The sequence below is a fragment of the Salinivibrio costicola subsp. alcaliphilus genome (genome assembly GCF_001996185.1).
In the GTDB taxonomy this organism is placed as follows: domain Bacteria; phylum Pseudomonadota; class Gammaproteobacteria; order Enterobacterales; family Vibrionaceae; genus Salinivibrio; species Salinivibrio costicola.
Genome location: NZ_MUFR01000002.1, coordinates 16026 through 41096 on the forward strand (window position 1 = coordinate 16026; position 25071 = coordinate 41096).

The 25071-nt window shown below is 49.0% G+C and carries 26 protein-coding genes; 20 read left to right on the forward strand and 6 right to left on the reverse strand.

Translation table 11 applies throughout. The features are described 5' to 3' along the window. The first annotated feature begins 1 nt into the window (after position 1). From BZJ21_RS00755 to BZJ21_RS00815, 12 genes are all read left to right on the forward strand, one after another. A complete protein-coding gene (locus BZJ21_RS00755) occupies positions 2–1045 on the forward strand; it encodes an ABC transporter permease (RefSeq protein WP_077668885.1) in 1044 nt (347 codons plus the stop codon). Positions 1046–1111: 66 nt separating this feature from the next. Next, positions 1112–2938: an extracellular solute-binding protein gene (locus tag BZJ21_RS00760; RefSeq protein ID WP_077668886.1), complete on the forward strand. Its 1827-nt coding sequence runs from the start codon at positions 1112–1114 to the stop codon at positions 2936–2938. Between the two features lie 8 nt (positions 2939–2946). Further along, the gene (locus BZJ21_RS00765) at positions 2947–3813 is read left to right on the forward strand and encodes an ABC transporter ATP-binding protein (protein WP_077668887.1); all 867 of its coding nucleotides are present in this window, start codon (positions 2947–2949) and stop codon (positions 3811–3813) included. Positions 3814–3828: 15 nt separating this feature from the next. Continuing rightward, positions 3829–4686: an ABC transporter ATP-binding protein gene (locus BZJ21_RS00770; protein WP_077668888.1), complete on the forward strand. Its 858-nt coding sequence runs from the start codon at positions 3829–3831 to the stop codon at positions 4684–4686. A gap of 175 nt (positions 4687–4861) precedes the next feature. Continuing rightward, a complete protein-coding gene (locus BZJ21_RS00775) occupies positions 4862–5152 on the forward strand; it encodes a helix-turn-helix domain-containing protein (protein WP_025744378.1) in 291 nt (96 codons plus the stop codon). After that, the gene (locus tag BZJ21_RS00780; RefSeq protein ID WP_077668889.1) at positions 5142–6491 is read left to right on the forward strand and encodes a type II toxin-antitoxin system HipA family toxin; all 1350 of its coding nucleotides are present in this window, start codon (positions 5142–5144) and stop codon (positions 6489–6491) included. The genes BZJ21_RS00775 and BZJ21_RS00780 overlap by 11 nt, the downstream gene beginning before the upstream one ends. A gap of 19 nt (positions 6492–6510) precedes the next feature. Beyond that, positions 6511–7515 (forward strand): YecA family protein, encoded by a 1005-nt coding sequence (locus tag BZJ21_RS00785; protein ID WP_077668890.1) that lies wholly within the window; start codon positions 6511–6513, stop codon positions 7513–7515. A gap of 9 nt (positions 7516–7524) precedes the next feature. Further along, on the forward strand, positions 7525–8646 hold the full coding sequence (locus BZJ21_RS00790; RefSeq protein ID WP_077668891.1) for a hypothetical protein: 1122 nt from the start codon (positions 7525–7527) through the stop codon (positions 8644–8646). Between the two features lie 251 nt (positions 8647–8897). Beyond that, positions 8898–12038 (forward strand): DUF3427 domain-containing protein, encoded by a 3141-nt coding sequence (locus BZJ21_RS00795; RefSeq protein ID WP_077668892.1) that lies wholly within the window; start codon positions 8898–8900, stop codon positions 12036–12038. 179 nt (positions 12039–12217) lie between these two features. Next, positions 12218–12493, forward strand: a complete 276-nt coding sequence (locus tag BZJ21_RS00800; protein ID WP_236719491.1) for a hypothetical protein — start codon at positions 12218–12220, stop codon at positions 12491–12493. A 309-nt stretch (positions 12494–12802) separates the two neighbouring features. Further along, positions 12803–13780, forward strand: a complete 978-nt coding sequence (locus BZJ21_RS00805; protein ID WP_201788211.1) for an Abi family protein — start codon at positions 12803–12805, stop codon at positions 13778–13780. 807 nt (positions 13781–14587) lie between these two features. Then, a complete protein-coding gene (locus BZJ21_RS00815; protein WP_077668895.1) occupies positions 14588–14962 on the forward strand; it encodes a hypothetical protein in 375 nt (124 codons plus the stop codon). 91 nt (positions 14963–15053) lie between these two features. Here BZJ21_RS00815 and BZJ21_RS00820 read toward each other — a convergent pair whose 3' ends face one another. After that, positions 15054–15977: a WYL domain-containing protein gene (locus tag BZJ21_RS00820; protein ID WP_077668896.1), complete on the reverse strand. Its 924-nt coding sequence runs from the start codon at positions 15975–15977 to the stop codon at positions 15054–15056. 169 nt (positions 15978–16146) lie between these two features. Here BZJ21_RS00820 and BZJ21_RS16550 point away from each other — a divergent pair, with 169 nt between their 5' ends. Further along, entirely contained in the window at positions 16147–16317 is a 171-nt protein-coding gene (locus BZJ21_RS16550) for a hypothetical protein (protein ID WP_168169632.1), read from the forward strand. Positions 16318–16668: 351 nt separating this feature from the next. Here BZJ21_RS16550 and BZJ21_RS16850 read toward each other — a convergent pair whose 3' ends face one another. Both BZJ21_RS16850 and BZJ21_RS00830 read right to left on the reverse strand, forming a co-directional pair. Further along, positions 16669–16743, reverse strand: a complete 75-nt coding sequence (locus BZJ21_RS16850; protein ID WP_394329751.1) for a hypothetical protein — start codon at positions 16741–16743, stop codon at positions 16669–16671. A 179-nt stretch (positions 16744–16922) separates the two neighbouring features. Next, positions 16923–17786 (reverse strand): YicC/YloC family endoribonuclease, encoded by an 864-nt coding sequence (locus BZJ21_RS00830; RefSeq protein ID WP_077461504.1) that lies wholly within the window; start codon positions 17784–17786, stop codon positions 16923–16925. A gap of 160 nt (positions 17787–17946) precedes the next feature. Between BZJ21_RS00830 and rph the strand changes: the two genes are divergently transcribed. Further along, positions 17947–18663, forward strand: coding sequence for a ribonuclease PH (rph, locus tag BZJ21_RS00835; protein ID WP_025744385.1), 717 nt, complete (start codon positions 17947–17949; stop codon positions 18661–18663). A 109-nt stretch (positions 18664–18772) separates the two neighbouring features. Continuing rightward, complete coding sequence (gene pyrE / locus BZJ21_RS00840; RefSeq protein WP_077668898.1) at positions 18773–19414, forward strand: orotate phosphoribosyltransferase; 642 nt, start codon at positions 18773–18775, stop codon at positions 19412–19414. 133 nt (positions 19415–19547) lie between these two features. On the opposite strand, the gene slmA is transcribed toward pyrE, so the two are convergent. Next, the gene (gene slmA, locus BZJ21_RS00845) at positions 19548–20138 is read right to left on the reverse strand and encodes a nucleoid occlusion factor SlmA (protein ID WP_025744387.1); all 591 of its coding nucleotides are present in this window, start codon (positions 20136–20138) and stop codon (positions 19548–19550) included. 203 nt (positions 20139–20341) lie between these two features. Next, on the reverse strand, positions 20342–21586 hold the full coding sequence (gene coaBC, locus BZJ21_RS00850; protein WP_077461506.1) for a bifunctional phosphopantothenoylcysteine decarboxylase/phosphopantothenate--cysteine ligase CoaBC: 1245 nt from the start codon (positions 21584–21586) through the stop codon (positions 20342–20344). 245 nt (positions 21587–21831) lie between these two features. Between coaBC and radC the strand changes: the two genes are divergently transcribed. The 5 genes from radC to mutM all read left to right on the forward strand — a co-directional run bounded on the left by radC (position 21832) and on the right by mutM (position 24552). After that, positions 21832–22515 (forward strand): RadC family protein, encoded by a 684-nt coding sequence (radC, locus tag BZJ21_RS00855; protein ID WP_077461507.1) that lies wholly within the window; start codon positions 21832–21834, stop codon positions 22513–22515. Between the two features lie 185 nt (positions 22516–22700). After that, positions 22701–22937: a 50S ribosomal protein L28 gene (gene rpmB, locus BZJ21_RS00860; protein WP_025673845.1), complete on the forward strand. Its 237-nt coding sequence runs from the start codon at positions 22701–22703 to the stop codon at positions 22935–22937. A 13-nt stretch (positions 22938–22950) separates the two neighbouring features. Next, positions 22951–23121 carry a 50S ribosomal protein L33 gene (gene rpmG, locus BZJ21_RS00865; RefSeq protein WP_025673846.1) on the forward strand — a complete coding sequence of 57 codons (171 nt, stop codon included), beginning with the start codon at positions 22951–22953 and terminating at the stop codon, positions 23119–23121. A gap of 117 nt (positions 23122–23238) precedes the next feature. Beyond that, positions 23239–23718, forward strand: a complete 480-nt coding sequence (locus BZJ21_RS00870; RefSeq protein WP_077668899.1) for a hypothetical protein — start codon at positions 23239–23241, stop codon at positions 23716–23718. A gap of 18 nt (positions 23719–23736) precedes the next feature. Beyond that, complete coding sequence (gene mutM / locus BZJ21_RS00875) at positions 23737–24552, forward strand: bifunctional DNA-formamidopyrimidine glycosylase/DNA-(apurinic or apyrimidinic site) lyase (RefSeq protein WP_077668900.1); 816 nt, start codon at positions 23737–23739, stop codon at positions 24550–24552. Here mutM and coaD read toward each other — a convergent pair. Then, positions 24544–25050, reverse strand: coding sequence for a pantetheine-phosphate adenylyltransferase (gene coaD / locus BZJ21_RS00880; protein ID WP_025744211.1), 507 nt, complete (start codon positions 25048–25050; stop codon positions 24544–24546). The two genes, mutM and coaD, sit on opposite strands and share 9 nt — an antisense overlap. Positions 25051–25071 lie beyond the last annotated feature (21 nt).

Consider the following 25071-nt stretch of genomic DNA (forward strand, 5'->3'; position numbering starts at 1 on the left):
TATGTTGACGATTAGCCCTTTAACTCAAAAGAAAATCCGCAGTTTTAAGCAAATTAAACGTGGTTACTGGTCGTTTATGATCTTGACCACCATGTTGGTGCTGTCGCTATTTGCCGAGCTGTTGATCAACAGTAAAGCGTTAATGGTCAAATACGACGGCAACTATTACTTCCCTGTGATGAGCGATGTGTATTTAGCGCGCGACTTTGGCCAAGTAGGCACCAGCGAAGTCAATTATCGTCAGCTCGATAAAGCTTTCGAGGCACAAAGTGGCGACAATTATGTAGTCATGCCACTGGTGCCGTGGAACCCGCTTGAGCAAGACTTTAGTGGCGACTTTCCGCCCACGGCGCCAAGTGCCGCAGACAAGCATTATCTCGGTACTGATGATATCGGCCGCGACATTCTCGCCCGCCTGGTATACGGCTTTCGTATTGCCATGGGCTTTGCGTTACTGACCATGGCTGCGTCTTATGCGATTGGCACCGCCGTGGGCTGTGCGATGGGCTTTTGGGGCGGTAAGTTTGATTTGTTTTTCCAACGCTTTATCGAGGTTTGGTCGATGGTGCCGTTTTTGTACGTGATCATGATTCTAGTCTCGATTCTCCAACCCACGTTTGCCCTGTTTGTGGGGATTAACGTGCTATTCGGCTGGATGGCGATTACCTGGTATATGCGCACCATGACGTACAAAGAATCGTCGCGTGATTATGTGATGGCGGCGCGTGCATTGGGTGCCTCTACTAGCCGGATCCTGTTTCGCCATATTTTGCCCAACACCATGGTGATGATTGTGACCTTGGCGCCCTTTACCATCGCCCTCAATATTACCGCGTTAACGGCGCTGGATTATCTCGGTTTGGGGCTGATGCCACCGACGCCAAGTTGGGGCGAGCTGTTACAGCAAGGTAAATCAAATCTGGATGCGCCATGGATTGTTGCCTCTGTGGTGTCGTCTCTGGTGTTGGTGTTGGTGATGGTGACCTTTATTGGGGAAGCGGTCCGAGCCGCGTTTGATCCGAAAAAGTTCACCCGTTATGACTGATTTTAAATACAACAAGCAATTTTTAAATATAACAAGCAATGTGTGCATCAAGATAAGGACATCACGATGAAAAAACTGATCCTTGCTACCTCCGTTTCCCTGTTTAGCCTCAGCGGCTGGGCGGCGGAATTGCCTGAAAATCTTAATTGGCAAACCAACTGGGATGCCCCCAAAATCGGGTCTCCCGACGCCAAGCGCGGCGGTACACTGCGTACCCATTTGCAGAGTTTTCCGCAGACATTACGCACTGTGGGGCCGGATTCAAACTCAGGCCTGCGCAGTTACTTTCTTGATGAAATGCCCTCACTGGTAAAGCGCCACCCAGATACACTGGAATGGATCCCGGATTTGGCCAACGAGTGGGCATTTAGTGACGACAACAAAACCATCTATTTTAAGCTTAACCCAGAAGCGACTTGGTCAGATGGCGAACCACTGACCGCCGATGATTTTGTGTTTATGATGCAGTTTTATCGCTCTAAAGACATTGTTGCCCCTTGGTATAACGACTATTACACCAACACCATTGGTAGCGTGGAGAAAGTCGACGCGCATACTGTGGCCATATCGAGTGCAGTAGAGAAAAACCAAGAAGAATTAATGTATACCTTAGGAAGCTTAATTCCGCGCCCTGCGCATTTTTACGCTAATCCGCGCAAAGATGAAAACCAAGACGGCATTGCTGACGACTATGTGCGCCGCTATAACTTTAAAGCCGAGCCCACCATGGGGCCCTATGAGCTGGGCCGTGTGCAAAAAGGACGCCGACTTACCTTTAATCATGTCGACGATTGGTGGGGTTATACCAACCCCTATTACCAAAATCGCTACAATGTTGAGCGTATTCGAATGCGCGTGATCCGCGATAACGACATTGCCATGAAGCATTTTGAAAAGGGCAATTTGGATGTGTTCGATTTGGTGCTTCCAGATATCTGGCATGAAAAAACCCAATCTGAACCTTATAAAAAAGGCTATATCACCAAGTTCTGGGGGTATAACGAAGTGCCGGTTGGCGCGGGCGGTTTGTGGATGAACTCGGCCATGCCAATGCTGGATGATATCAATGTACGCAAAGGGATTCTCTATGCCACCGATTTTGACGGCATGATTGAAAAAATCACCCGTGGCGATTACTCGCGTAAACCGCATGCAATGGGCTTTGGTCATGGTGAATACGACAATGACGGTGCAACGCCGCCACCGTTTGATCCTAAAAAAGCGATCAGCCATTTCGAACAAGCCGGCTTTGACCAGGTTGGCGCCGATGGTATTCGCGTCAATGACAAAGGCGAGCGTTTAAGCTTCGCGATTACTTATGGGTATCAGCAGCACACACCACGCATTGCTTACTTAAAAGAGCAGGCTAAGCAAGCAGGGATGGAATTTACTATTAACTTGGTCGATGGCTCATCGGCGTTTAAATACGTGCTGGAGAAAAAGCACCAGTTGGCCTTTCTTAATATGGGTACCTCGGAAATTCCGGCCTATTGGGAGTACTTCCACTCGGATAACGCCAATAAAACGCAAACAAATAATCACTCTAACTACAGCTCACCGGCATTGGATAAGCTGATCATGGCCTATAAAAGCGAGTTTGATACGGCGAAAAAGTATCAGCTGTCGCATCAAATCCGCACCAAAATCTCAGAGGCCAGTGTGATTGTACCGGGATACATGGTGCCGTATGTGCGTCAAGGTTTTTGGCGTTATGTACAAATCCCAGACAACGCAATGACCAAGCGCACCGAAAACATGGTCACCAGCGGCCGCGTGATGGGCTTTGGCACCTTCTGGATTGATGAAGAGATGAAAGACGCCACCGAAGAGGCGATGGACGACGATAAAGCCTTTGAGCCGGTGACCATCATTGATGACAGATACAAGCTGTAGGGGCGATTATGACGCAGGATGTCATTCTTTCGGTTAAGGATTTGACCGTTAATTTTACCACTGACGATGGCCCCCGTGAGGTACTTCACGGGGTAAGCTTTGAGGTGAAAGCCGGGCGCACGCTCGGCTTGGTGGGAGAGTCGGGCAGTGGCAAAAGTGTTACTGCGATGTCAATTATGGGCTTGCTGCCTAAACCCTATGGGCAAGTGACCGGCGGCGAGATTCTGTATCGCGGGACGGACTTGGTCACTCTGCCCGCCAAAGAGCGCTATGCGATGCGTGGCAATCGGATCTCGATTATCTTTCAAGACCCAATGACGGCGCTGAACCCTGTGCATACCATTGGTCGGCAAATCAATGAAGTCTTGATGTTGCACCGCCCGGAGCTGGATAAAAAAGCCCGGTATGCCTGCGCATTGGATATGATGAACAAGGTAAAAATCCCACTGCCTGAAAAGCGTCTCAATGAGTATCCGCACAACCTGTCTGGTGGGATGCGCCAACGGGTCATGATTGCCATGGCACTGGCCTGTAAGCCCGATATCTTGATATGTGATGAGCCAACCACCGCCCTAGATGTGACGGTGCAGGCCTCGATTTTGGACTTGATTAACGAGCTGCAAGAAGAAACCGGCATGGCGGTGATTTTTATCACCCACGATCTGGGCGTGGTCGCCGAGGTGTGTGACGACGTGGCAGTGATGTACGATGGCCAAATTCGCGAACGGGCCGATATTTTTACTTTATTTGACAACCCCGCCCATCCGTATACCAAGCGTTTGCTGGGGTTAATGCCGGGGCGTACTCACCAACCCAAGCAGATGATTGATATTCGCCCGTTGGAAGACTTTGATGCAGCGCCATCATCGACATAGTTGCAGGAGAACGCGATGAGCAAGGAAGTCCTCAGAGTAGAAAATCTGAAGCAGTATTTTGTCTCCGGCAAAGGCCTGCTTCGTCAAGGCTACACCATTAAAGCCGTCGATGGCGTATCGTTGTCGGTGTCACAAGGTGAAACACTTGGTCTGGTGGGGGAGTCGGGGTGTGGCAAAAGTACCCTGGGTCGTACCATACTCAAGTTGTTTGAGCCTACCGAAGGGAAAATTTTCTTTGAAGGTAAAGACATCACCCCGTTGTCGCCACGTCAGATGCGGCCACTGCGTAAAGACATGCAGATTGTCTTTCAAGACCCGCTCGAGTCGCTCAACCAGCGTCATACCATCGGCGGGATCTTAGAAGAGCCCTTTATTATTAACAATGTTGGTACCGCGAAAGAGCGTCGCCAATGGGTGCTTGAGCTGTTGGATAAAGTCGGCTTGCCCCACGATGCGGTAAACCGCTACCCGCATGAGTTTTCGGGCGGTCAGCGGCAGCGGATTGGTATTGCCCGGGCGATCGCCCTCAAACCGAAACTGCTGATTTGTGACGAGTCAGTCTCCGCACTGGATGTATCGGTGCAGGCACAAATTCTTAATCTGTTGTTGAAACTCCAGCAAGAGATGAACTTGGCGATGATTTTTATCTCGCACGACTTATCGGTAGTCCGTCATATCTCCGATAAGGTGGCGGTGATGTACTTTGGTCATGTGGTAGAAGAGGGGCCGACCGAAACCGTCTACCACCAGCCGCAGCACGAGTACACCCAAACGCTACTCTCTGCCATTCCGATCACCCATCCTAAATACCGCAAACACAAGCGCCGTGCCGAGCAACCGGTGGCCGAAAAAAAGCCTGAAGTGGTGAGTTAAGTACACGCCCCAAGGCCCCTTTGGTGAAAACCCCCAGTAGTTGGACATCCAACATTGGGGGCGCTTCATTAGCAAAAGCTTGATGGAAGACATGGGGGGTTTTTGGCTACAATAGTAGCCAATTTGGTTTATTTTCCGCTATATTGGATATAATAATATCCAATGGCCATTGAAGATGAATTTCACCTTACTGGATGATACCGATGTAAGCCAAGCCTATGCTGCTTATTTACGGGCGTTGCGTCAGCACGCAAAACTCTCACGAGCGGCACTGGCAAAGCGAAGCTGCGTGCCTGCCTCAACGATTAAAAAGTTTGAGCTGACTGGGCAAATTTCCTTTCGCCAATTGCTGTTGCTTTGGCAGACCCTAGACTCATTGGATAGGCTTTATCAGCTCACCCAGCCGCATAAAGAGCGCGTCACTGCGCCCTCGAGTATTGATGAGGTACTAAAAGATGAGTTTTAGACCGATTCAAAAGCTTACTGTCACCCGTACGTTAAGTTCAGGAGAGCAGGTTGCTGTAGGGATCTTGGCTCAGAATCGGCAAGGTGTTTTTTTTCAGTATACAGACGGCTATTTGCAGCAGTTTGGCAATTTATCACCGTTTACTTTACAGTCGAGCATGCAAGTACAAGCCGCACCTAAACAGCCTCATCAAGGGGTGCATGGCGTATTTGGGGATTATTTGCCTGATGGTTGGGGCATGATGTTACAAGATCGTGTTTTCCGGCAAAAAGGCATCCTGCCGAATCAATTAACGGCGATGGACAGATTGGCCTTTGTCGGTGATAAAGGCATCGGGGCGTTGTCTTTTTCTCCGGTGTCTGAGTTTTCAGCCTCGACGCACGCTGATATTAATCTAGCAACCTTGGGCTTAGAGGCTCAAACGCTTTTCGATGCTTCAATGTCAGACTATATGGATAATAACTATGAGAAGTTAGATGGGCATACTCAACAGGTATTGGCAGCACTAGTCGCTGGTGGTAGTTCGGGTGGAGCAAGACCAAAAGCACAGATTTATATGCCGACGGGGGAAATTGAGCAATGTCGCACCTTTGCACAGCGAGGTGATGAAGCGTGGCTGGTTAAGTTTACCTCGAAAAATCTAGCACTCGGGCATGAAGAAGGTTTGTGTGAGGCGGTATATTTGCAAATGGCTGAGCAAGCTAAATGCCAACCCCCACGCTGGCAACTTATTGAGGCACCAACAAAAAGTGGTGCGGTTGCATGGTTGGCGCTCAAGCGTTTTGATTATGTCGCTGGACAAGCCGATTTAGTGAGTGGACACAGTACAGGCCGCTTGCATATGCACAGTGCCTGCGGATTGCTGGATGCAGATTTTCGAACGCCAAGTTTAGATTACATTGACTTGATCAAAGCCAGCCGTCAATTATGTCAATCTCCAGCTGCGGGACAGCTGCAATTTCGCCGTGCCGTTTTTAATCTACTGTCGTCTAACCAAGATGATCACAGTAAAAACTGGGCGTTTTTACAAGCGGACGACGGTCAATGGAACCTTGCGCCTTTTTACGATGTCACCTACAGCCCGCATCCATTTAACGAGCATGCCACTGCATTTGGTGGGTATGGCAAAGCGCCACCGCTTAAGGTAATGCAAAAATTTGCAGCAAGTGCTGGCTATGGGAGTTGGCATGATGCAAGGCAAGTTATTGAAGAAGTCGCAGAAGCCATCAGCCAATTTACGCATCTTGCAAAGCAGCAAGGGGTTAGCAAAACCACAGTATCTGCAATTGCTAAAACACTGTATCAGCGTAAACAGGAAAATGCCGCGCTGTTTCTATAACAAATAAGAGGGGACAGTAATGAAGCTCGGTCGCAACGATCCTTGCCATTGTGGCAGTGGTAAAAAATTCAAACGGTGTTGTATGGACGGTGTGTCTAAGCAACATGCGCAAGTTGTTGATGACGCAGAAACCATACTGGCGAATAACCCAGGTATGAGTATCGATGAACTCAATGCTGTGTTACAGCGCCAAGTGCAGGATCGTAATAATCAACCTCATCCCGATTTTTGTGGTGTGACACCCACGCAAATGACCAATTGGCTTTATGCGCCGTTTGATCAATTACAGTGGGTGACGATCACGACACCCGCCGATCTTTCCGCCAGCCCAGTGATGCGATATTTGGCTCTGATGCTTGAACATGCGATGGCGCAAGGCGGTGCTTTTAAAGCAACCAGCAAAGGCAACTTACCGGCTAAGTTGGTCAAACAAGCCAGTGAATTATTGCCTGAGTTTTCAGTTTCTCAATTCCAACGCAATATTAGTATCAGCGAGTTTGCTGGGTTTAACGAAGACAAATTCAATGCCTTGCACTATACCCGCGTGCTGGCCGAAATTAGCGGTATTATCTACCGACGCAGCGGCCGTTATCATGTGAAAAAAGCGGCGCAAAAACAGTATCAAGACATGGGCGTGCAAGCCTTTTTTAAGCCGATGCTGGCGGCTGCAACCGGCAAATATAACTGGGCGTATTTAGATAGCTTTGAATACGATGTTGATTTGCGCACCTTTTGGGTATTCATGTTGTGGCGCATACAAGCGCATCACAGCGTCGATCAGCTTACTCAAGAAGTGATGGTTGCTTTTCCTGATGTGTTAAAGGCGTTCCCAACGGACGATTACGCCCCGCCGGAAGCGTTGTTAAGCGGACTCATCGAAACGCGATTTATTGAGCGCTTTTTACAGTTTTGGGGATTTGTGACGATGGATCCAAGGCGTTTTATAAACGGCGAACCCATTGCGATAACCGCTCAGGCTCAGCCGCTGTTAGCGCAAACCTTTCAATTCCACATTAACGGATAGCAGGGCATCGTGAGCGAATATCAATACTATAAATTCGAGCGTTTAGATGGGTATTTAGACAGCACCGCGCGCCAAGCACTCAGAGCCATTTCACGCCGAGCCGATATCACGGCAACGTCTTTCCAGGTGGTTTACAACTTTAGCGATCTAAAGGCTAAGGCATATGAGATCATGCTAAAGCACTTCGATATCGGTTTTTACTATGCCAACTGGGGCTCGGTTGATGCCTACATCAAACTACCTGCCGGGACCATACCCGATGCCATGCTTGGGTTATCGAACGATGGTTTTAAGGTTCGTCAAACCGATGAGTGGCAATTGCTCACTTTCTCTATCGAAGAGTATGGTGTGTATTTTGATGATGAAGATGCGGACGATTTTTTCCAGCATTTACCCGGTTTACGCAATCAGTTAATCCAAGGTGACTGGCGGCTTATGTACTTGGCGTGGCTCAAAGCGGTAAATGACGATGATGAGCTTGACGCGATACCGTTAATCCAATTCGATTTTGAGCGCCTCAGCGAAGGGTTACAGGCTTTTGCTGCGCTGTATGCGATTCCCTTACCTTGGGTTAAAGCGCTTACGATGGTGCTGAATGAACTACCCAGTCACCTAGCCGAACACACCCAGTTGCAGTTTGAAGATTGGCTCAAAACGCTCACGGAAGCGGAGAAAAACACACTATTACGCACGTTGTTTGAGCAAGGCCAATTAACTCGCCACCAAGCCGTAGCGCTGACGCGAAAAGAACCAGCCAACAAAGACGAAACCTATCAGTATTGGTTAACCCCCGACCTCGTGGCTCCCTATATTGCAACCGCACAACGACAGTTTGAGCAACAACAAGCCGAGGCACTTGCAAAAAAACTAGCCATTGAAAAAGCAGAAAAAGAACAAGCCTTAATAGATCTCTACAACCAGCGTGACCACTACTGGCAGCAAGCGCACGAGCAAGCGGATCGCACTTGCCCCACTGGCTATGATGCGGCATCACGCTATTTGCATCAGCTCTTTGAGGCCTATCAGCTTCACGATAATTCTGCGTCCTTTGAACAGCGGTTTAAGCGGTTTGTGGCAGCTAATAGCCGTCGTAAAGCATTATTAAATCGCTTGAGTGATTTGCTTAAATGATTGGGTTCACCTCAGGCAGACCCAGTGTTGTTAGCAAAAAATATCGTTAAGTTTTGGTTGGCTGAAAGTCTTTATGCCCGCCTTAGGTCTACACATTGTTACCTGTGAAGTCACTTTGTGTAGACCTCAGACGAGAGTGTGACTTAACTCTTTGTTGCTATTGTTTGAAAAGTATAGAAAAGTGATCCTTTCATAACGCCTACAATCCGTGGTTTGTAAGGTGATGCAGGCTTATAGCGTGGAAGGAAAAAATGCAGCAGATCGGAATTTACGAGCAGCTGGTAACGCAGCTTATTGAGAGCCGTATTGATCGAGAGCGATTCTATGTTGGCGAGCGGACGCTTACCAGCAACGAGGCGTCAGTTTGGTTGTCTCGCTTTTTATCGCATGTTTTGCACCATGTGCTCGACGCCGTGCCTGCCAGTGACGATCGCCTAGCGCAGCAAATCACACTATCCAACCAATTCTTGCTGTGGCTGAAAACCCAGATCCACGATAAAGACATTATCGACGATAATTTGCTCGCGAGTCAGGGTAAAATCCTGACGGCCCTTTATGAGTTTGAAAACCCGATAGCATCTGATTTAGCGCGCTATGTGCAAGATATTTTCCCACTCACCGGCTTAACGCAAAGTGAGCTTTTTTGTGGCAGTAATGCGGGTCTTTCATTGGAGTCAGAGCTGAAAAGAGAGATTTTATCCGCAGACCGAATTTATTGGTTGGTATCATTCATCAAGTGGGCGGGGATAAGGATTTTTCGTAAAGAGCTGGAAGAATTTACCCGCAGTGGTCGCGAGTTAAAGGTCATCACTACGTCATACATGGGCGCGACAGACGCGAAAGCGGTGGAGTATTTAGCCAGTCTACCCAATACCGAGGTGAAGTTAAGCTACAATACCGAGCGTGAACGTCTGCATGCAAAAAGCTATTTGTTTTTACGCGAGACCGGCTATCACACCGGTTATATCGGATCGTCAAACCTTTCACATTCTGCACTGACGAATGGCTTGGAGTGGAACCTTAAAATCACCTCGCAAGAAATCCCCCATATTATCAATAAATCACTCAGCACTTTTGAAACGTATTGGGCGTCGAATGAATTTGAGCGGTTTGACGGAGATGTAAAAAGTACCGAAAAACTGAATCAAGCCCTCCGGCAGCAGCGTGGTGGCGAAGAAGATGGTACTACGTTTTTCTTCGATCTCTCTCCTTTCCCACACCAACATGAAATTCTGGAGCAGCTGACGGTTGAGCGTCATACGCATCAGCGCTTTCGTAATTTAGTGGTGGCGGCAACAGGGACAGGTAAGACACTGATTTCTGCGTTTGATTTCGCCCGTTTTTTGAAAATCCATCCTGATGCCAACTTTTTATTTGTGGCTCATCGTGAAGAAATCCTTAAGCAGGCGCGCGCGGCTTATCGGGGAGTATTACGCAACAGCTCCTTTGGTGAGCTGTGGGTCGGTGGTCACACGCCAGATCATTACCGCCAGTTGTTTGTCTCGATTCAAACATTGAACAACCAGCTCGATACGCTCAACTTGACGGCCGATTACTATGACTACATTGTGATTGATGAAGTGCATCATATTGCCGCGAGCAGTTATCGAGCGGTTTTGCACCACTTTTCACCGTCAATACTACTGGGCCTGACGGCGACACCTGAGCGTCACGATGGCGGCGATATTCTCGCGGATTTTGGTGGCGTTATTGCGGCTGAGATTCGGTTACCAGAGGCGATTAATCGTCGTCATCTTTGCCCATTCCAATATTTTGGTATTGATGATGATACCGATCTGAGGACCATTCCTTGGCAGCGTGGCCGCTATGATATTGCACAGCTGACTAACCTCTATACCTCCAACCAAGCCCGGGTGGATAAGATATTACTCAGCATGAACGAGATCATCACGGATCTTAGCCGTATGAAAGCACTCGCTTTTTGTGTGAGTAAAGAACACGCTCAATACATGGCTCAACAGTTTTCACTGCAAGGGCTTAAGGCGGATGTGTTAACCAGCGACAATCGGCATGAGCGCCAGCGAAAGCAGCAATCGCTGCGCGCCGGTGAGGTCAATGTGCTTTGTGTGGTTGATATTTTCAACGAGGGGATCGATATCCCTGAAGTAGATACCTTATTGTTTCTGCGTCCCACCGAGAGTTTAACCATTTTCCTTCAGCAGCTAGGCCGCGGTTTACGGTTAGCCGAGGGCAAAGAGTGCTGCACCGTCCTCGACTTTGTCGGTCATTCGCGTCCCGAGTATGACTTTGCAAATAAGTTTCGGGCGCTGGTGGGCAAGAGCGCTCGAGCGATTAACCATGAGATTGAACAAGGCTTCCCCCATGCGCCTTTGGGCTGTCGTATTGAGCTTACTAAGCGCACGCTAGAAATGGTCTTGGATAACATTCGCAAAGCGTCGCTAACGCTAAGACGCTTAGTGGCAATGGTTCGTCAATATCCTCAGCACACCCATCTGCCGCTGACGCTAGCGAACTTCCTAAACTTGTATCCGCATATTGATTTGAACGAACTATACAAGCGAGGCTGTTGGTCAGAACTGGTGTTCAAAGCAGAGCTAAAGGCTAATGGTTACCCTGTTGATGAAAGTGCAATTAAAACAATCAATAAAGCGATTTTTCAGCGGATTTTAACCACTGATGATCATGCGTATCTACAGTTTTTAAAGCAGCTTTGCCAAACAGACTTTGCGCCTGATACGGGTAGCGAACGGCATCGACTCATGTGTCATTATGATGTTTGGCAACAAACCGGGCCAGCTCTTGGCTTTTCATCCATTGCGCAAAGCTTTGCCGCGTTAAGGCGGCTGGGCATCAAAACAGAATTAATGGATGTGTTGGACTGGAAACTGTCACAAACCAAGCACGAGCAGTTAAGGATGGACGATTTGCCTGATGTGCCATTGCGACTTCATGCTCGATATGCGCGTGAGCAAATTCTAGTTGGATTTGGCGCTACCACGTTGGAGCGGCAGCCGCCTGCACGAGAGGGGCTCTATGCGCTTAAAGATCAAAACATCGAACTATTATTTGTCACCTTGGATAAAAATGAAAAGCAATTTTCCCCGACGACCATGTATCACGATTATGCGATTAACGCGTCACGCTTTCACTGGCAGTCGCAAAACAGCTCGCGCCCTGATAAAGGCCGCGGCAAAGATTACATTCAACATCAAAAGATAGGGAAGCGCCTGTTTTTGTTTGTACGTGAGCAAACTAAAGATGAATTCGGGCGTACCATGGGGTTTGTGAATTTTGGCGAAGTGAATTATATCTCGCACACCGGATCTCAGCCGATGGATATTACGTGGGAGCTAGCCACTCCGATGCCAAACTTTATGTGGCAGCAAGCGGCGAAGTTGGCAGTAGGCTAGTCGAGATGGCAGTGGCATTGGGTGACCAACGTGCCACATCGCCCAATGAAAAATTCGATGAAACTTACAACCCTAACTCGTCTAGAGAGTGTGACTACGTTTGCTGAGGTCGATGAAGTCTACAAAGGGGCAGTGGTGTGAGTAAGGGAGTTTTATCAATGATGCAGAAGGTGAAATGAATGACAGAGCATATCCCTCAAGCTCCACAAGGAGAGTTTGTTTTCTTCACTAGTGCAGACGGTCAAACTCGTGTTGAGTGCCGTTTTGAATCCGATACATTGTGGCTTTCTCAGGCTGTAATGGCGGAGCTGTACGATAAAGACATTCGTACGATTAATGAACACTTGGTCAATATTTACAAGGAAGGCGAGCTTGTTCAAAGTGCAACCATCCGGAAATTCCGAATAGTTCGATGGGAGGGAACACGTTATGTCTCGCGTGAGGTCGTTCCCTAATCTAAATGGTAGTTCGTTAAACGGTCTTTGGGTGTATTACACTTAAACGGCTAGGCAGTAATCACCCAATATTCTGGATCTCATCAAAGAGAATAATAAAAACACCCCGAAAAAATTCTGAATTCAGGTCTCACTATGCAGCAATATATGCACATTGATGACAGCTTTAGCGCTTTGATTCGTCGTAGTGGCTGGTATCTGTTGACAACGCCCTGCGTCGCCCACATAATTAATCTATCAATGGCTTCCTCCAGGTGCGCACGCCGCCCGTAAGAGTGGAAGCTTTTTTTTGCCTCAAGGATGTCCGTTTTGTCTGCGCGCGTGCCTTATAACAAGCCTTATATGAGTGCTTCTGAGCTGTGCGATAAGCTGGCTGGCCAAGGGATCACCGTTGCTGATCGTGATTTTGCCTCTCGGGTACTTAAACGGTGCAGTTACTACCGATTTAAAGCGTACTTGCTGCCGTTCTCTGAGTCGTCCTCTCACCCTCGTCGTTATCAAGCCGGTACCTCGTTCGAGCAATGCTATGCCCTTTATCAGTTTGATGAAGCGCTACGTAATTTGGTGTTTGATGTGGTGGGTAAGGTAGAAGTGGGGATCCGCTCTGGCTTTGAGGAGTGGATGACCAAGCAAACCGACAATCGGTTTTGGTATCTGGATTCGGCTTTATTTAAGGAAAACGGCGAGCAGGTTAAAACCGTCAGTCGTGTGCGGGATATGTTCAAAGACTCCAAAGAGCAGTTTGCCGAGCATTATCGCAGCAAGTATTACAACAATTACTGCCCGTTTTTCCGCGATCTGCCGCCGGGCTGGGTCGCCATTGAGCTGATGACATTCGGTAATGTCTCTAAGTTGATGCGAAGCTTGCAAAGCGATCAGGTGAATGCTCTGAAGATGAACCGCTTTGCGAAAACCTTGAACGTCGAAAAGTACCAAACCTTATGCGCTTGGGTGGATGCCATTCACCAGGTACGTAATCACTGCGCGCATCACTCGCGCCTGTTTAACCGCAACTTGCCGGCACCTACAGGGATTAAGCGTATTTTGTCTCCCGATGTGGCGTTAGTACGTACCCGACCGGATCCTACCAAACGCGAAGAAGACCAACTGAACCGTCTTTATACTGTGCTGGCTGCCGTCCAACAGCTTTATAACGGCTTGGGCTATGACGCGCCATTGGGTCCTTCTCTGGTTGAGCTGTTTGAACGTTATCCGGTGGCTAAGCGCTTTATGCCGTCGATGGGCTTCCCTGCCGACTGGGAAAATGAGCCATTGTTTTTCAGGTAATTTTGCTCGAGTCCTTCGCCAAAATCCGACATACCTGGGCACGGCTGTAGCCGGTCGCGTCGGACACTTCAGTTAAGCTCATCCCCATCTCTCGGTAGCGGTACACTTTTTGGTGACGTTCGCTATCGGGTTGGCGCCCTTTATATTTGCCGGCTTGTTTGGCGGCGGCAATGCCTTGTTGCTGTCGGGCGCGGCGGGTGAATTGGCCGTATACCTCTACTTTCCTTTGCGGTATTGGTTTTTCTGTGCTGGTAGGTTGAGAGGTTTTTCAAAGGGCAAAAGATATAGTGTATGGTCGGTTTTCGAATCGGATATAAGTATCCTGTGCGGTAAATCACAAAAAAATCATTTATAAGATAAATGTTTTATTGCCCCATATCGGGACACAGCGCCCATCGGACATTATGGCGGGGATGTTCCTGCTCAGAAGGTAGAAATCGTCTCAGAGCGTCTTTTAGGGTGCTTTCTGTGGTAAAAAACCAATGGTTTTACTGCGAGAGGTGGTCAATAAAAGAACAGGGAGGTGACAGTTTGACACCCCTGTCGACAGGTCTTACATTCGACCTTGTAAAGTTACTTTACAGATTTAATAAGAGATAAAGTGATAGCTAGGATGCACGACCTAGATATTGCGAAAATTTAAGCCTACTCGGTATTCCGAGTGGGCATTTTGTTTTTGTTGTAAAAAATGTTATATTAAAAGTAAGCGGTTGTGAAAAATGACTGCTAATGCCATTGCTCTTGCTTTCGTGCAAATTAAGTGAGGGTTTTGTGCACATCTCTTATTAAATTTTTAAGGTTATTATTATGCAAGATCATGCAACAAAGCCTCGAATTGAGGCCCTGGCTTTTGAGCCAATCACTCTTTCAGATCGTGAAACTGACCACCTTTCTTGGCTCTTCTATCAAGGCTCCAGAGAAACCAAAATGGCTAAGGTCTTCGTAGCCGTCGTTGACACCCCTCTTATCAATACCCATCAAATCAGGATGGTGACTGATATTTCAAACCCTTCTAATGCGATACATGCTATCAACAAAAAGTTGATGAATCATGGTCTTATGATTATGCGCGAAGAGCCAATTGGTGTTCCGCCAAATGGTGACTTTCATTATTGGTACCTGTGTGAAGCGCCCATACAGACGTTACCCGTACAAATGGCGAATAATGATCCACGCATTTAGTGGTCGCTTGAGGATAAAGCCCGTTTCTGCGGGCTTTTTTAGTTTTGGCTATCGGTCGCGTTCAATCCCGCAGCGGTTCCGTTGTTTTTAACTAGTCCTGTGAGCGAGATTCTAAGTCTTTAATGACGACATCAACCATATCTTGGTTGGTAAGTTTAAACTGGTATTGCAACGGATCACTCGGAGGCCCTTTATCGACTTCGTCGTCGGTTCGAGCATCAATTTGCCATAGTTTCGTCATCACATAGACCAGTGCTGCTCGCTCATACACGATCAGTTTCGTATCGTGCATAAAGCCAAAATCCATCTTAATGATATTTTGATCATCTTCTGGCAAGCTCGGGTGTGGGATGAGTAGTAGCGGAACTTGAGTGCTCCACATCCTATCGTTACTTAAGCTTTCTTCATTCGATATCCTGTTGTCTTCATTAGCTTTTACTTCTTTAACCCTCGCAAAGTCGAAGTTTTTAAACACGCCTTCAGGGCTGTCTTTTTTACAACATCCTCGAAAGCTCCACGTTTTACCGTTAAAGAAAATGGCTAATGGGAAGATTTCACGCCAAGATTCGCCTTTGCTGTTTGCGGAGAAGTAGTTTGCGGTAACCGAGTAGCCACCGGCGATAGCTCGAGTAATGCAAGCAACGTTGTTTACATCAAGGTGGCTGTTAGGGATACCTATTCGTGCATAGGGAAGCATAGGCTCAGTGAGTATTTTGTTTTTATTGAACCCATTGGCTAGCATGCCTAATGCTGTATCCGCAGAGAGATCCAGAAAAGGTTTAAAAGTATCCGATTTTATTGTATTGGCACGTTTTTTCCTGTTGTAGCCCATGTTGCCAGGGAAGCGATCGGTATACATTTTCATCATTTTGGATGATGCTGCTTCTGCTAAGCCAAACATATTTTTTAAGTCAGAGCGGTTAATCATCCCCGTGAACTGCAGCTTAAAATCGATATAAGCCATGCGCTCAGCCAGGGAGACGTCCTCTGCTTTTAAGTCTCGATACGTGGTCATGATATAGCCCTCTTTCTTTCCTACATTGTAACATAAAACTTAATGCACGTATTCAAATTGTAGGTGGCAAGATCATTTTTAACTAAAAATTAGATCTATGCATTGAATCCAAAAAGAGAATTGGTTAATGTATGATCAATCTATGCTAAAGACGAAAAAGGAGGAAAATATGGCTAAAAATGGTGTATCTGGCGATAACCGCCGACACGGTGCAGTAAGAGAGCGCTCTCAAACTCAAACGGCTTCAGGGCATTGGGTGAAGCGAGATGCGCACACTGGTCGCTTTATGAACGTAAAGCAGGACGGAAGCCCGTTTAAGGGGGTAAGAAAAGAGAAATAAAAAGGCATATCTACGCCAATAGATATGCCTATTTACCGTTGAGATGGGGTTTTGCTTGCGCCAACAAGCAAAATAGCTCTACTACTGAGAGGTCCCACGCTCCGAGGTGTGTACTATTTCAATACGATTCAATAATACGCACAAACTCGGCCTATCTCAACTCATGGGGATCCCTCTCTCATTAAAATGAGGAGTATCTCATGAAAAACGGCGTTCGCTTTCCGAAAGCAAGAAAGCAAAAAGTGGTGCCTGTAATGGCTTATCCACGCTTTCGTTTCGGTCGCTGGGAGCACGTAGTTTCCCACTACCGTTCCCTACCCAACTGATAAATACTAAGGGCGCTAAGGCGCCCTATTTTTTCGCCAAAATCCGACATACCTGGGCACGGCTGTAGCCGGTCGCCTCAGCCACTTCAGTTAAGCTCATGCCTATTTCTCTGCCTTAAAAAATTGGGGGGTACAATCTCGTCGACATAACATAGCGAGAAAGCACTCCCCAATCTACTACCCAAACTTGGCAGGGCTTGCACGAACGCCATGACCGTCAAAAACAAATAAACATCTGATTATATTGTTATTAATGGCATCGGCGAACACTCATGAACATCACTCAATATTCTGGATCTGCTCGCGCATTTGCTCGATGAGCACTTTGAGCTCGACGCCGGAGGCGGTGATTTCGGTGCTGATTGATTTGGAGGCCAGGGTGTTGGCTTCGCGGTTGAACTCTTGCATCATAAAGTCCAAGCGTCGGCCGCAGGCGCCGCCTTTTTTGAGGATTTTGCGCGCTTCTGAAACGTGTGAGTCGAGGCGGTCTAACTCTTCGGCCACATCGACTTTTTGTGCCAGCATCACCATTTCTTGCTCAACGCGGGCCGGGTCGAGCTCCACTTTGGCTTCTTCCAAACGCGTGGTCAAACGTTCACGCTGCCACTCAATCACGGTGGGCATTTTTTCGCGCACTTTGATCACTTCAGCGCTAATCGCATCCAATCGCTGCTCAATCAGCACTTTCATGTTGTCGCCTTCGCTGGCCCGAGCCGCCACAAAAGCCTCTAGCCCTTCATCTAAACCGGCGAGTAATACACGGTGCAACTCATCGGTATCTTGCTCCGGCGCTTCCATCACGCCCGGCCAGTTTAATACCTGAAACGGGTTAATGTTGCCTTCGCCCGCGGTATCCTTGACCCACTGTGCGGCGTCAATGACTTGTTTGGCCAAGCCTTCGTTGATGGTGAGTTTGTCTTGGCTTGCCTGGGAGGTGTCAAAACGCAGGTTACATTCCACTTTGCCGCGGGCGAGGCGCTTACGGAAACGCTCGCGCACCACAGGCTCGAGGCTACGTAACTGCTCAGGCATGCGGATATAGGTTTCAAGGTAGCGCTGGTTGACGGAGCGGATTTCCCAAACCGCGTTGCCCCAATCGCCCTTGAGTTCTTGTCGCGCGTAGGCGGTCATACTGTGGATCATGTGTACCTGCTTTTGTGTGCTAAGAGTGAATAATGAAGAGTATACGCATCTGCTCTTCTTGCGTCAGCTGTCTTGAACGGCAAGGCGGACAGGGATCGCAAGCGAGCAGATAAACACGTATAATCGCCATCACATTTTTCAGTCAATGAAGGTAACTTGCATGCGCCCAAGTGGAAGAGCACTCGACCAAATTCGTCCCGTTAGCTTTACCCGCGGTTTTACGGCCCACGCAGAAGGCTCTGTGTTGGTATGCTTTGGTGATACCAAGGTGATTTGTAATGCCACGATCGAAGAGGGCGTGCCACGCTTTTTGAAAGGCAAGGGCCAAGGTTGGGTGACCGCCGAGTATGGCATGTTGCCACGTGCGACCCACACCCGTAATCGCCGTGAAGCGTCAAACGGTAAGCAGGGCGGCCGCACGGTAGAAATCCAACGTTTGATCGGCCGCAGTTTGCGCGCCGCGGTCGATTTAAAAGCACTGGGTGAGCGCACCATTACGGTTGACTGTGATGTAATTCAAGCCGACGGCGGCACACGCACGGCGTCCATTTCGGGGGCGAGTGTGGCACTGGCGGACGCGCTTAATGCGTTAGTACGTAACGGCAAGCTTGCTGCGAATCCAATGCGTGGCCACGTGGCCGCGGTGTCGGTGGGCATTTATCAACAAACGCCGATTTGCGATCTCGAGTATGTGGAAGACTCAGCGGCAGATACCGACATGAATGTGGTGATGCTCGAAGATGGCCGCATGATTGAGGTGCAAGGCACGGCAGAAGCTGAGCCGTTTACTCCCGATGAGCTCAATGCCATGTTGGCACTGGCCAGTAAGGGCATTGATGACATTGTCGTCGCGCAAAAATCGGCCCTGGCCGAATAATCCTATTGCAATGGCTCCCATCTTGGGGGCTATTTTTTTATCTATTAACCTGAGATGGGCGCGCGTCGCGAACGCCCGATAATAATCACAGACAGCAAGAGAGGACTGCATGAAAGTCTATCAGCGCCAGTTTATTGAGTTTGCCCTTGAGCGGCAGGTTTTGAAGTTTGGCGAATTTACCCTGAAGTCGGGGCGTAAGAGCCCGTACTTTTTTAATGCGGGGTTGTTTAATACCGGGCGCGATTTGGCAAAACTGGGTGAATTTTATGCCGCGGCGTTGATGGATGCAGGCATAGATTATGATGTGCTGTTTGGCCCGGCGTATAAAGGGATCCCCATTGCGACCACCACAGCGGTGGCGCTCGCGGCGCATCATGATGTGGATACGCCGTATTGTTTTAACCGCAAAGAGGCTAAAGACCACGGCGAAGGTGGCAACTTGGTAGGCAGTGCACTCGCAGGTCGAGTAATGTTAGTGGACGATGTGATTACCGCCGGCACCGCGATTCGCGAGTCCATGACACTGATTCAGGCGCAAGGCGCACAACTGGCGGGTGTCTTGGTGGCAATTGATCGCCAAGAGCGCGGCCAAGGTGAGTTATCGGCGATCCAAGAAGTGGAGCGTGACTTTGGTTGCCAAGTCGTCTCTATCATTAGTTTGTCTGATTTAGTCGCTTACTTAGAACAAAGCCAAGCGGATCCGGCGCAGTTAGCCGCGGTGAAAGGGTACCAAGCGAACTACGGCATTTAAGCAACGTGCATGCAGCTGGCTAGCGTTATAGATGTAGCCAGTTGCATTGCGCTCGTTGAACGACGCCGATTGCATTGCGCCAATTGCATTGCGCCAATTGCATTGCGCCCATTTGCGTTGCAGCCAACACCGCTCATTGCAATTGATTGGTCAGCAGTTGCCAGTATTGTTCAAAATTCGCGGTTGGCAGCTGCTTAAACGATGAGCGTACGTAACGACAAAAGCCGCCTTCCACTTGGCTAATAAGCTGACTGGCAAGCACGGCTTCATCTAAAGGAAAGCCCTTTCCTTCGCGCAAGCGACGCTCACGTAATACTTGCTTGAGCTGTGCTTCAACGCGCTCAAAAAGCTGGTTGATGCGCGCTTGTAGCCTGTCTTGCTCAAACATCAGCGCATGGCCTGTCATGATGCGTGTCAGCCCTGGGTTACGTTCACCAAACACCAGCAATAATTGCAGAATCAACTTGAGACGAACCAAGGTGTCCTTTTCTTCTTCAATAATGAGGTTGATGCGGGATAAGAGCGAGTCTTCGATAAATTCAATCAAGCCCTCAAACATACGTGCTTTACTGGGAAAATGACGATAAAGCGCGGCCTCTGACACCCCGACTTGCTCGGCGAGCTTGGCGGTGGTGATGCGCTGGCTGCCTTGGGTTGACTCCAGCATCTGCGCGAGCGCTTGGAGGATCTCTTCGCGGCGATTACTTTTTTTTGGGGCTGCCATGGATGCGATTCCTTTGTCTTTTTATCTATCACACTGGCGACGTTTAAAGGAGGCATCATGGAGAGGTGCCGCCGAGTGTGACGCTTTCCTCTTATCTTAGCGACGAGGTCTCTGTATTAAAAGCAAAAAGCGTGGCCATGGCGCACGCTTTTGAACTTGTTTTTCACCCGGAGCTAAGGGCTCCGGTGTGCTGGGCTTCTCCCTTATTCTTTTATCGATCGTTGCAAATAGCGCGTGTGAATGTGTGCTATTACGCTACGCGCTAACGTCGGTTTATCCGCAAGGGGGAGCGCTTTGTCACCGTCAGACCAGAATAGGTGCAGGGCATTATGATCACTGTTAAAGCCTTGATCGGCGTGAGACACATCATTTGCGCAAATCATATCGAGCTTTTTGCGGGTGAGTTTATCACGTGCGTAGGCTGCAACATCCTGGGTTTCGGCGGCAAAACCGACCGTAAATGGACGGTGCTGGGTTAAGTTGGCGACCGAGGCAATAATATCGGGGTTTTTCACCATGGTAACGGTCATCGTGTCTTTATCTGCCTGCTTTTTCATCTTCTGCTCGGCCATCGTTTGTGGACGGTAGTCAGCGACCGCGGCACAGCCGATAAAGACATCGTGCTCGGTGATAGAGGCATGCACAGCATCATGCATTTGTTGGGCTGTGGTGACATCCACGCGCGTGACACCGGCGGGCGTGCTTAATGCAACCGGACCGGAAATCAAGGTTACCTCGGCTCCTAAACTGGCGGCGGCCTCGGCCAAGGCATAGCCCATTTTTCCAGAGCTGTGATTCGACAAATAGCGAACCGGATCCAGGGCTTCTCGGGTTGGCCCGGCGGTAATCATTACCCGTTTATTGGTGAGCGGTTTTGGGCCGGCCCAGTGTTCACACTCTGCCACTAAGGCCAGTGGCTCAAGCATACGGCCTGGCCCCACATCGCCACAGGCTTGGGCACCGCTGTCCGGCCCCCAAATAAGGCAACCGCGCGTGCGTAGGGCCTGTATATTCGCTTGGGTAGCGTGAGCGCGATACATTTGCTGGTTCATCGCCGGGGCAATCGCAATCGGTGCATCGGTGGCCAAGCACACCGTGGTGAGCAAATCATTCCCCATCCCAGCGTGAATACGGGCAATTAAATCGGCGGTAGCGGGGGCAATCAATACTAAATCAGCCCATTTCGCTAACTCGATATGCCCCATTGAGGCCTCAGCAGCTGGATCGAGCAAGCTATCAGATACCGGATGGCCTGAGACCGCTTGCAGGGTTAACGGTGTGATAAATTCTTTAGCGGCGCGTGTCATTACCACTTTGACAGTGGCACCTCGCTCGATCAGGCGACGGGTCAAATCGGCACACTTATAGGCGGCAATTCCACCGCCCATGCCAAGCAGAATACGTTTACCTGCCAGCGTTTGGGCTGGCTGTGTTGAAGAATTGGCCATAATGCTCTGTGTGTTTGTGCTTGAATGGCGAAACCATACCATAATCCGCCGTGCAAAAAGTGTGTTAGCGCAAAGGAAAGCGCGTGGGATGTGAGCCAAGTAGAATGCGATCTAAGCACTGAGCGGTTGAAACCCTTGAGTGCTTATCAAGGGAAAATCGCGAGCGAGCCGCAGTTCCGCTCGAAAAGGATTGTGCGAGATCCCTCGCGTGTCTTAACTGGCGACAAAATCAAAGAGGGATAATAATGAGCTTAAAAACTTTGCCCTTGGATTGTCGTCCAAGGGAGCGTCTATTAGCACGTGGGGCGGACAGTTTATCGGATGCTGAGTTACTGGCGATATTTTTACGCACCGGTGTCACAGGGATGAGTGCGGTTGCGCTGGCTGATCATCTATTAACGGACTTTGGTTCGTTGCGTGCGCTGATGGGAGCCGATCAAACGGCGTTTTGTCAGCGTAAGGGGTTAGGCAGTGCGAAATACGCGCAACTGCAAGCGGTACTGGAGCTCAGCCGTCGTTATTTAAAAGAGACGTTAAGTAAAACGGATGCCCTGACCAGCCCCGATCATACTCGGCGTTACCTCTCGACGTTACTGCGCGATCGGCCACGTGAAGCCTTCTATGTGTTATTTCTCGATAACCAACACCGAGTGATTGCCGATGAGCAATTATTTGAAGGGACCCACAATGCCGCCAGTGTTTATCCGCGAGAAATTGTTCGCCGTGCATTAGAGCTTCATGCCGCTGCGTTAATTTTGGCACATAATCATCCTTCTGGGGTCGCTGAACCGAGCCAAGCGGACCGACATATCACCGATAAAATCGCCAATGCCTTGTCATTAGTGGATGTACGCGTGTTAGATCATCTGGTGGTCGGGGACGGAGATGTGGTATCGTTCGCTGAACGAGGTTGGTTGTTATCCTCCTAAGGATCGCCTTTGGCGAAAAAAACGATCAAAAAGCGCATAAAAGGATCTGCTCGGGACTTGAGCAATGTGAATTCAGTTAGTATAATGCGCCACCTTTGATAGCCTTGACCTTCGACCTGACCTTAACGTTGCAGGACTGGCGGACAAGGTTGATATCGAGCCGAAACGATTTTGGAGAGACTTTCATGTCACGAGTATGCCAAGTAACTGGCAAGCGTCCTGTAGTTGGTAACAACCGCTCTCACGCTAAGAACGCCACCAAGCGTCGTTTTCTGCCGAACCTGCAAACTCATCGTTTCTGGGTAGAAGGCGAAAAACGCTTCGTTAAACTGCGCCTATCCACTAAAGGTATGCGCATCATCGACAAAAAAGGCATCGAGTCTGTATTGACAGATATGCGTGCCCGCGGTGAGAAAGTATAAGAGGAATTAGAGAATGGCTAAAAGCGGCGTTCGTGAGAAGATTCGTCTAGTATCCTCAGCGGGTACTGGTCACTTCTACACCACAGACAAGAACAAACGTAACATGCCTAGCAAATTCGAGATCAAGAAATTTGATCCTGTAGTTCGCAAGCACGTTATGTATAAAGAAGCCAAAATCAAGTAATTTGATCGATGCTTTGATAAAAGACCCAGCTTCGGCTGGGTTTTTTTATAACTAAAATCCGTCAGTGTTTGGGTATATACTGCGATAAATACGTACAGCGGCCTTGGGTGAGAAAACATGAAGCTAAAACGGCAGACGTGGAACAACATCCTGATTTTTTCAGTCGTGATTTTTTTTGGCTTAATGCTATTGCCCGATTATTTACGTCATCAGCGTCAATCAAATGCCATGCCTGAAGGCGTCATTGCGCTGGTGGACTCACGCAGTGAGGTGTTATCACTGCGCTTTGCGCATTTAACGCTCACCCGTACCTTGGATGGCTGGCAAACGGATAAGCCGTTAGTGATCAGCCCAACCGAGCTGGCTCAGCGGTGGCTAGGGTTGGCAGGCACCCAAGTTGATGAAGCAACCTTACAGTCACTGCGCCCACAACGTACCGCTCCCCGTACGCTCGAGTTGACCCGGAGTCCAGACAAAGAGCCGATCCGTATTACTTATTATCAGCAGCCCCAATTTTGGTTGATGCAAAATGAGCAGGGGCAATGGCTGGCGGTGTCTGTTGATCGTCGGTATCTTTTCCCGCTAACTAAATCGTGATAATCCAGAGCCATCTCTATGCCAGAATTACCGGAAGTAGAAGTGAGCCGTTTAGGCATCATACCGAATGTCGAAGGGCAAACGGTGACCGATATTACCATTCGTCAGCCAAAGTTACGTTGGCCGATTCCCGATGCGCTACAACAACTTAAAGGGCAGGTGATCCGCCGGGTTACCCGTCGGGCCAAGTATCTGTTGTTAGAAACCGATGTCGGGGCGGCGATTATCCATTTGGGGATGTCAGGCAGTTTGCGGGTGCTACCGACGTCACTGGCGCCCGAGAAGCACGATCATGTCGATGTGACACTCAGTAATGGGCGCTTACTGCGTTATCATGATCCACGCCGCTTTGGCGCCTGGCTGTGGCAAGACGGTGAGACGCCCCATACCGTTTTGGGTAAATTGGGCCCCGAGCCATTAACCGATGCCTTCGACCCTGACTACCTGTTAGCCAAAGCAACAGGGAAAAAAATGGCGATGAAGAGCTTTATTATGGATAACGCGGTAGTGGTTGGGGTGGGGAATATTTACGCCAACGAATCGTTATTTTGTGCGGGGATTCATCCTAAGCGACCCGCGGGCAGTCTCACGGCGACTGAGGCGGCGTGCTTGGTGAACGAAATTAAAACCGTTCTCGCAGCCGCCATCACTCAAGGAGGAACCACGCTTAAAGATTTTACGCAAGTGGATGGTAAAGCTGGTTATTTCGCCCAAGCGTTGCGTGTTTATGGTAAATCCGGTCAGCCTTGTCCGGCTTGTGACGTTGTGCTTGAGCGTATCGTCATTGGACAGCGGGCAACGGTATTTTGCCCGCAATGCCAGCCTTTAGGATGAAGGCGTTGCCTGCAGCTTGTCTTTCAGAGCGTTGAGTACCTCGTGGTGCACAAATTCTCGCGTGTCTCCCCCGTGCAAAGCCACTTCTTTGACGAGTGTGGAAGAGATAAAAGAGTGTTCCTCCGACGGGGTTAAAAAGACACTCTCTAGTTCGGGCATTAAACGCCGGTTCATGTTGGCCAACTGAAACTCATACTCAAAGTCTGATACGGCACGCAAACCACGGACCAAAATGTTGGCTTGGTACTGTTTGGCAAAGTTGACCAGTAATCCTGAGAACCCAACCACGGAGACATTGGATAAGTGCGCGGTGACCGTTTGCGTCAGGGCGACGCGTTCATTCAGATCAAAAAGCGGTTGTTTGCTTGGACTGGCGGCAATGCCCACAATCACATCGTCAAACATTCGTGCCGCGCGCTCAATCAGATCCAAGTGACCGTTGGTGATCGGATCAAATGTGCCCGGGTAAATCACGCGGGTATGTTGTTTTTGTGTCAAAGCTGTCTCCCTTTTTATTAG

What these genes read in the sequence shown, in the direction of transcription:
- BZJ21_RS00755 (WP_077668885.1), top strand. Translation starts at nt 2, where the DNA reads ATGTTGACGATTAGCCCTTTAACTCAAAAGAAAATCCGCAGTTTTAAG.
- BZJ21_RS00760 (WP_077668886.1), top strand. Translation starts at nt 1,112, where the DNA reads ATGAAAAAACTGATCCTTGCTACCTCCGTTTCCCTGTTTAGCCTCAGC.
- BZJ21_RS00765 (WP_077668887.1), top strand. Translation starts at nt 2,947, where the DNA reads ATGACGCAGGATGTCATTCTTTCGGTTAAGGATTTGACCGTTAATTTT.
- BZJ21_RS00770 (WP_077668888.1), top strand. Translation starts at nt 3,829, where the DNA reads ATGAGCAAGGAAGTCCTCAGAGTAGAAAATCTGAAGCAGTATTTTGTC.
- BZJ21_RS00775 (WP_025744378.1), top strand. Translation starts at nt 4,862, where the DNA reads ATGAATTTCACCTTACTGGATGATACCGATGTAAGCCAAGCCTATGCT.
- BZJ21_RS00780 (WP_077668889.1), top strand. Translation starts at nt 5,142, where the DNA reads ATGAGTTTTAGACCGATTCAAAAGCTTACTGTCACCCGTACGTTAAGT.
- BZJ21_RS00785 (WP_077668890.1), top strand. Translation starts at nt 6,511, where the DNA reads ATGAAGCTCGGTCGCAACGATCCTTGCCATTGTGGCAGTGGTAAAAAA.
- BZJ21_RS00795 (WP_077668892.1), top strand. Translation starts at nt 8,898, where the DNA reads ATGCAGCAGATCGGAATTTACGAGCAGCTGGTAACGCAGCTTATTGAG.
- BZJ21_RS00800 (WP_236719491.1), top strand. Translation starts at nt 12,218, where the DNA reads ATGACAGAGCATATCCCTCAAGCTCCACAAGGAGAGTTTGTTTTCTTC.
- BZJ21_RS00815 (WP_077668895.1), top strand. Translation starts at nt 14,588, where the DNA reads ATGCAAGATCATGCAACAAAGCCTCGAATTGAGGCCCTGGCTTTTGAG.
- BZJ21_RS00820 (WP_077668896.1), bottom strand. Translation starts at nt 15,977, where the DNA reads ATGACCACGTATCGAGACTTAAAAGCAGAGGACGTCTCCCTGGCTGAG.
- BZJ21_RS16550 (WP_168169632.1), top strand. Translation starts at nt 16,147, where the DNA reads ATGGCTAAAAATGGTGTATCTGGCGATAACCGCCGACACGGTGCAGTA.
- BZJ21_RS00830 (WP_077461504.1), bottom strand. Translation starts at nt 17,786, where the DNA reads ATGATCCACAGTATGACCGCCTACGCGCGACAAGAACTCAAGGGCGAT.
- rph (WP_025744385.1), top strand. Translation starts at nt 17,947, where the DNA reads ATGCGCCCAAGTGGAAGAGCACTCGACCAAATTCGTCCCGTTAGCTTT.
- pyrE (WP_077668898.1), top strand. Translation starts at nt 18,773, where the DNA reads ATGAAAGTCTATCAGCGCCAGTTTATTGAGTTTGCCCTTGAGCGGCAG.
- slmA (WP_025744387.1), bottom strand. Translation starts at nt 20,138, where the DNA reads ATGGCAGCCCCAAAAAAAAGTAATCGCCGCGAAGAGATCCTCCAAGCG.
- coaBC (WP_077461506.1), bottom strand. Translation starts at nt 21,586, where the DNA reads ATGGCCAATTCTTCAACACAGCCAGCCCAAACGCTGGCAGGTAAACGT.
- radC (WP_077461507.1), top strand. Translation starts at nt 21,832, where the DNA reads ATGAGCTTAAAAACTTTGCCCTTGGATTGTCGTCCAAGGGAGCGTCTA.
- rpmB (WP_025673845.1), top strand. Translation starts at nt 22,701, where the DNA reads ATGTCACGAGTATGCCAAGTAACTGGCAAGCGTCCTGTAGTTGGTAAC.
- rpmG (WP_025673846.1), top strand. Translation starts at nt 22,951, where the DNA reads ATGGCTAAAAGCGGCGTTCGTGAGAAGATTCGTCTAGTATCCTCAGCG.
- BZJ21_RS00870 (WP_077668899.1), top strand. Translation starts at nt 23,239, where the DNA reads ATGAAGCTAAAACGGCAGACGTGGAACAACATCCTGATTTTTTCAGTC.
- mutM (WP_077668900.1), top strand. Translation starts at nt 23,737, where the DNA reads ATGCCAGAATTACCGGAAGTAGAAGTGAGCCGTTTAGGCATCATACCG.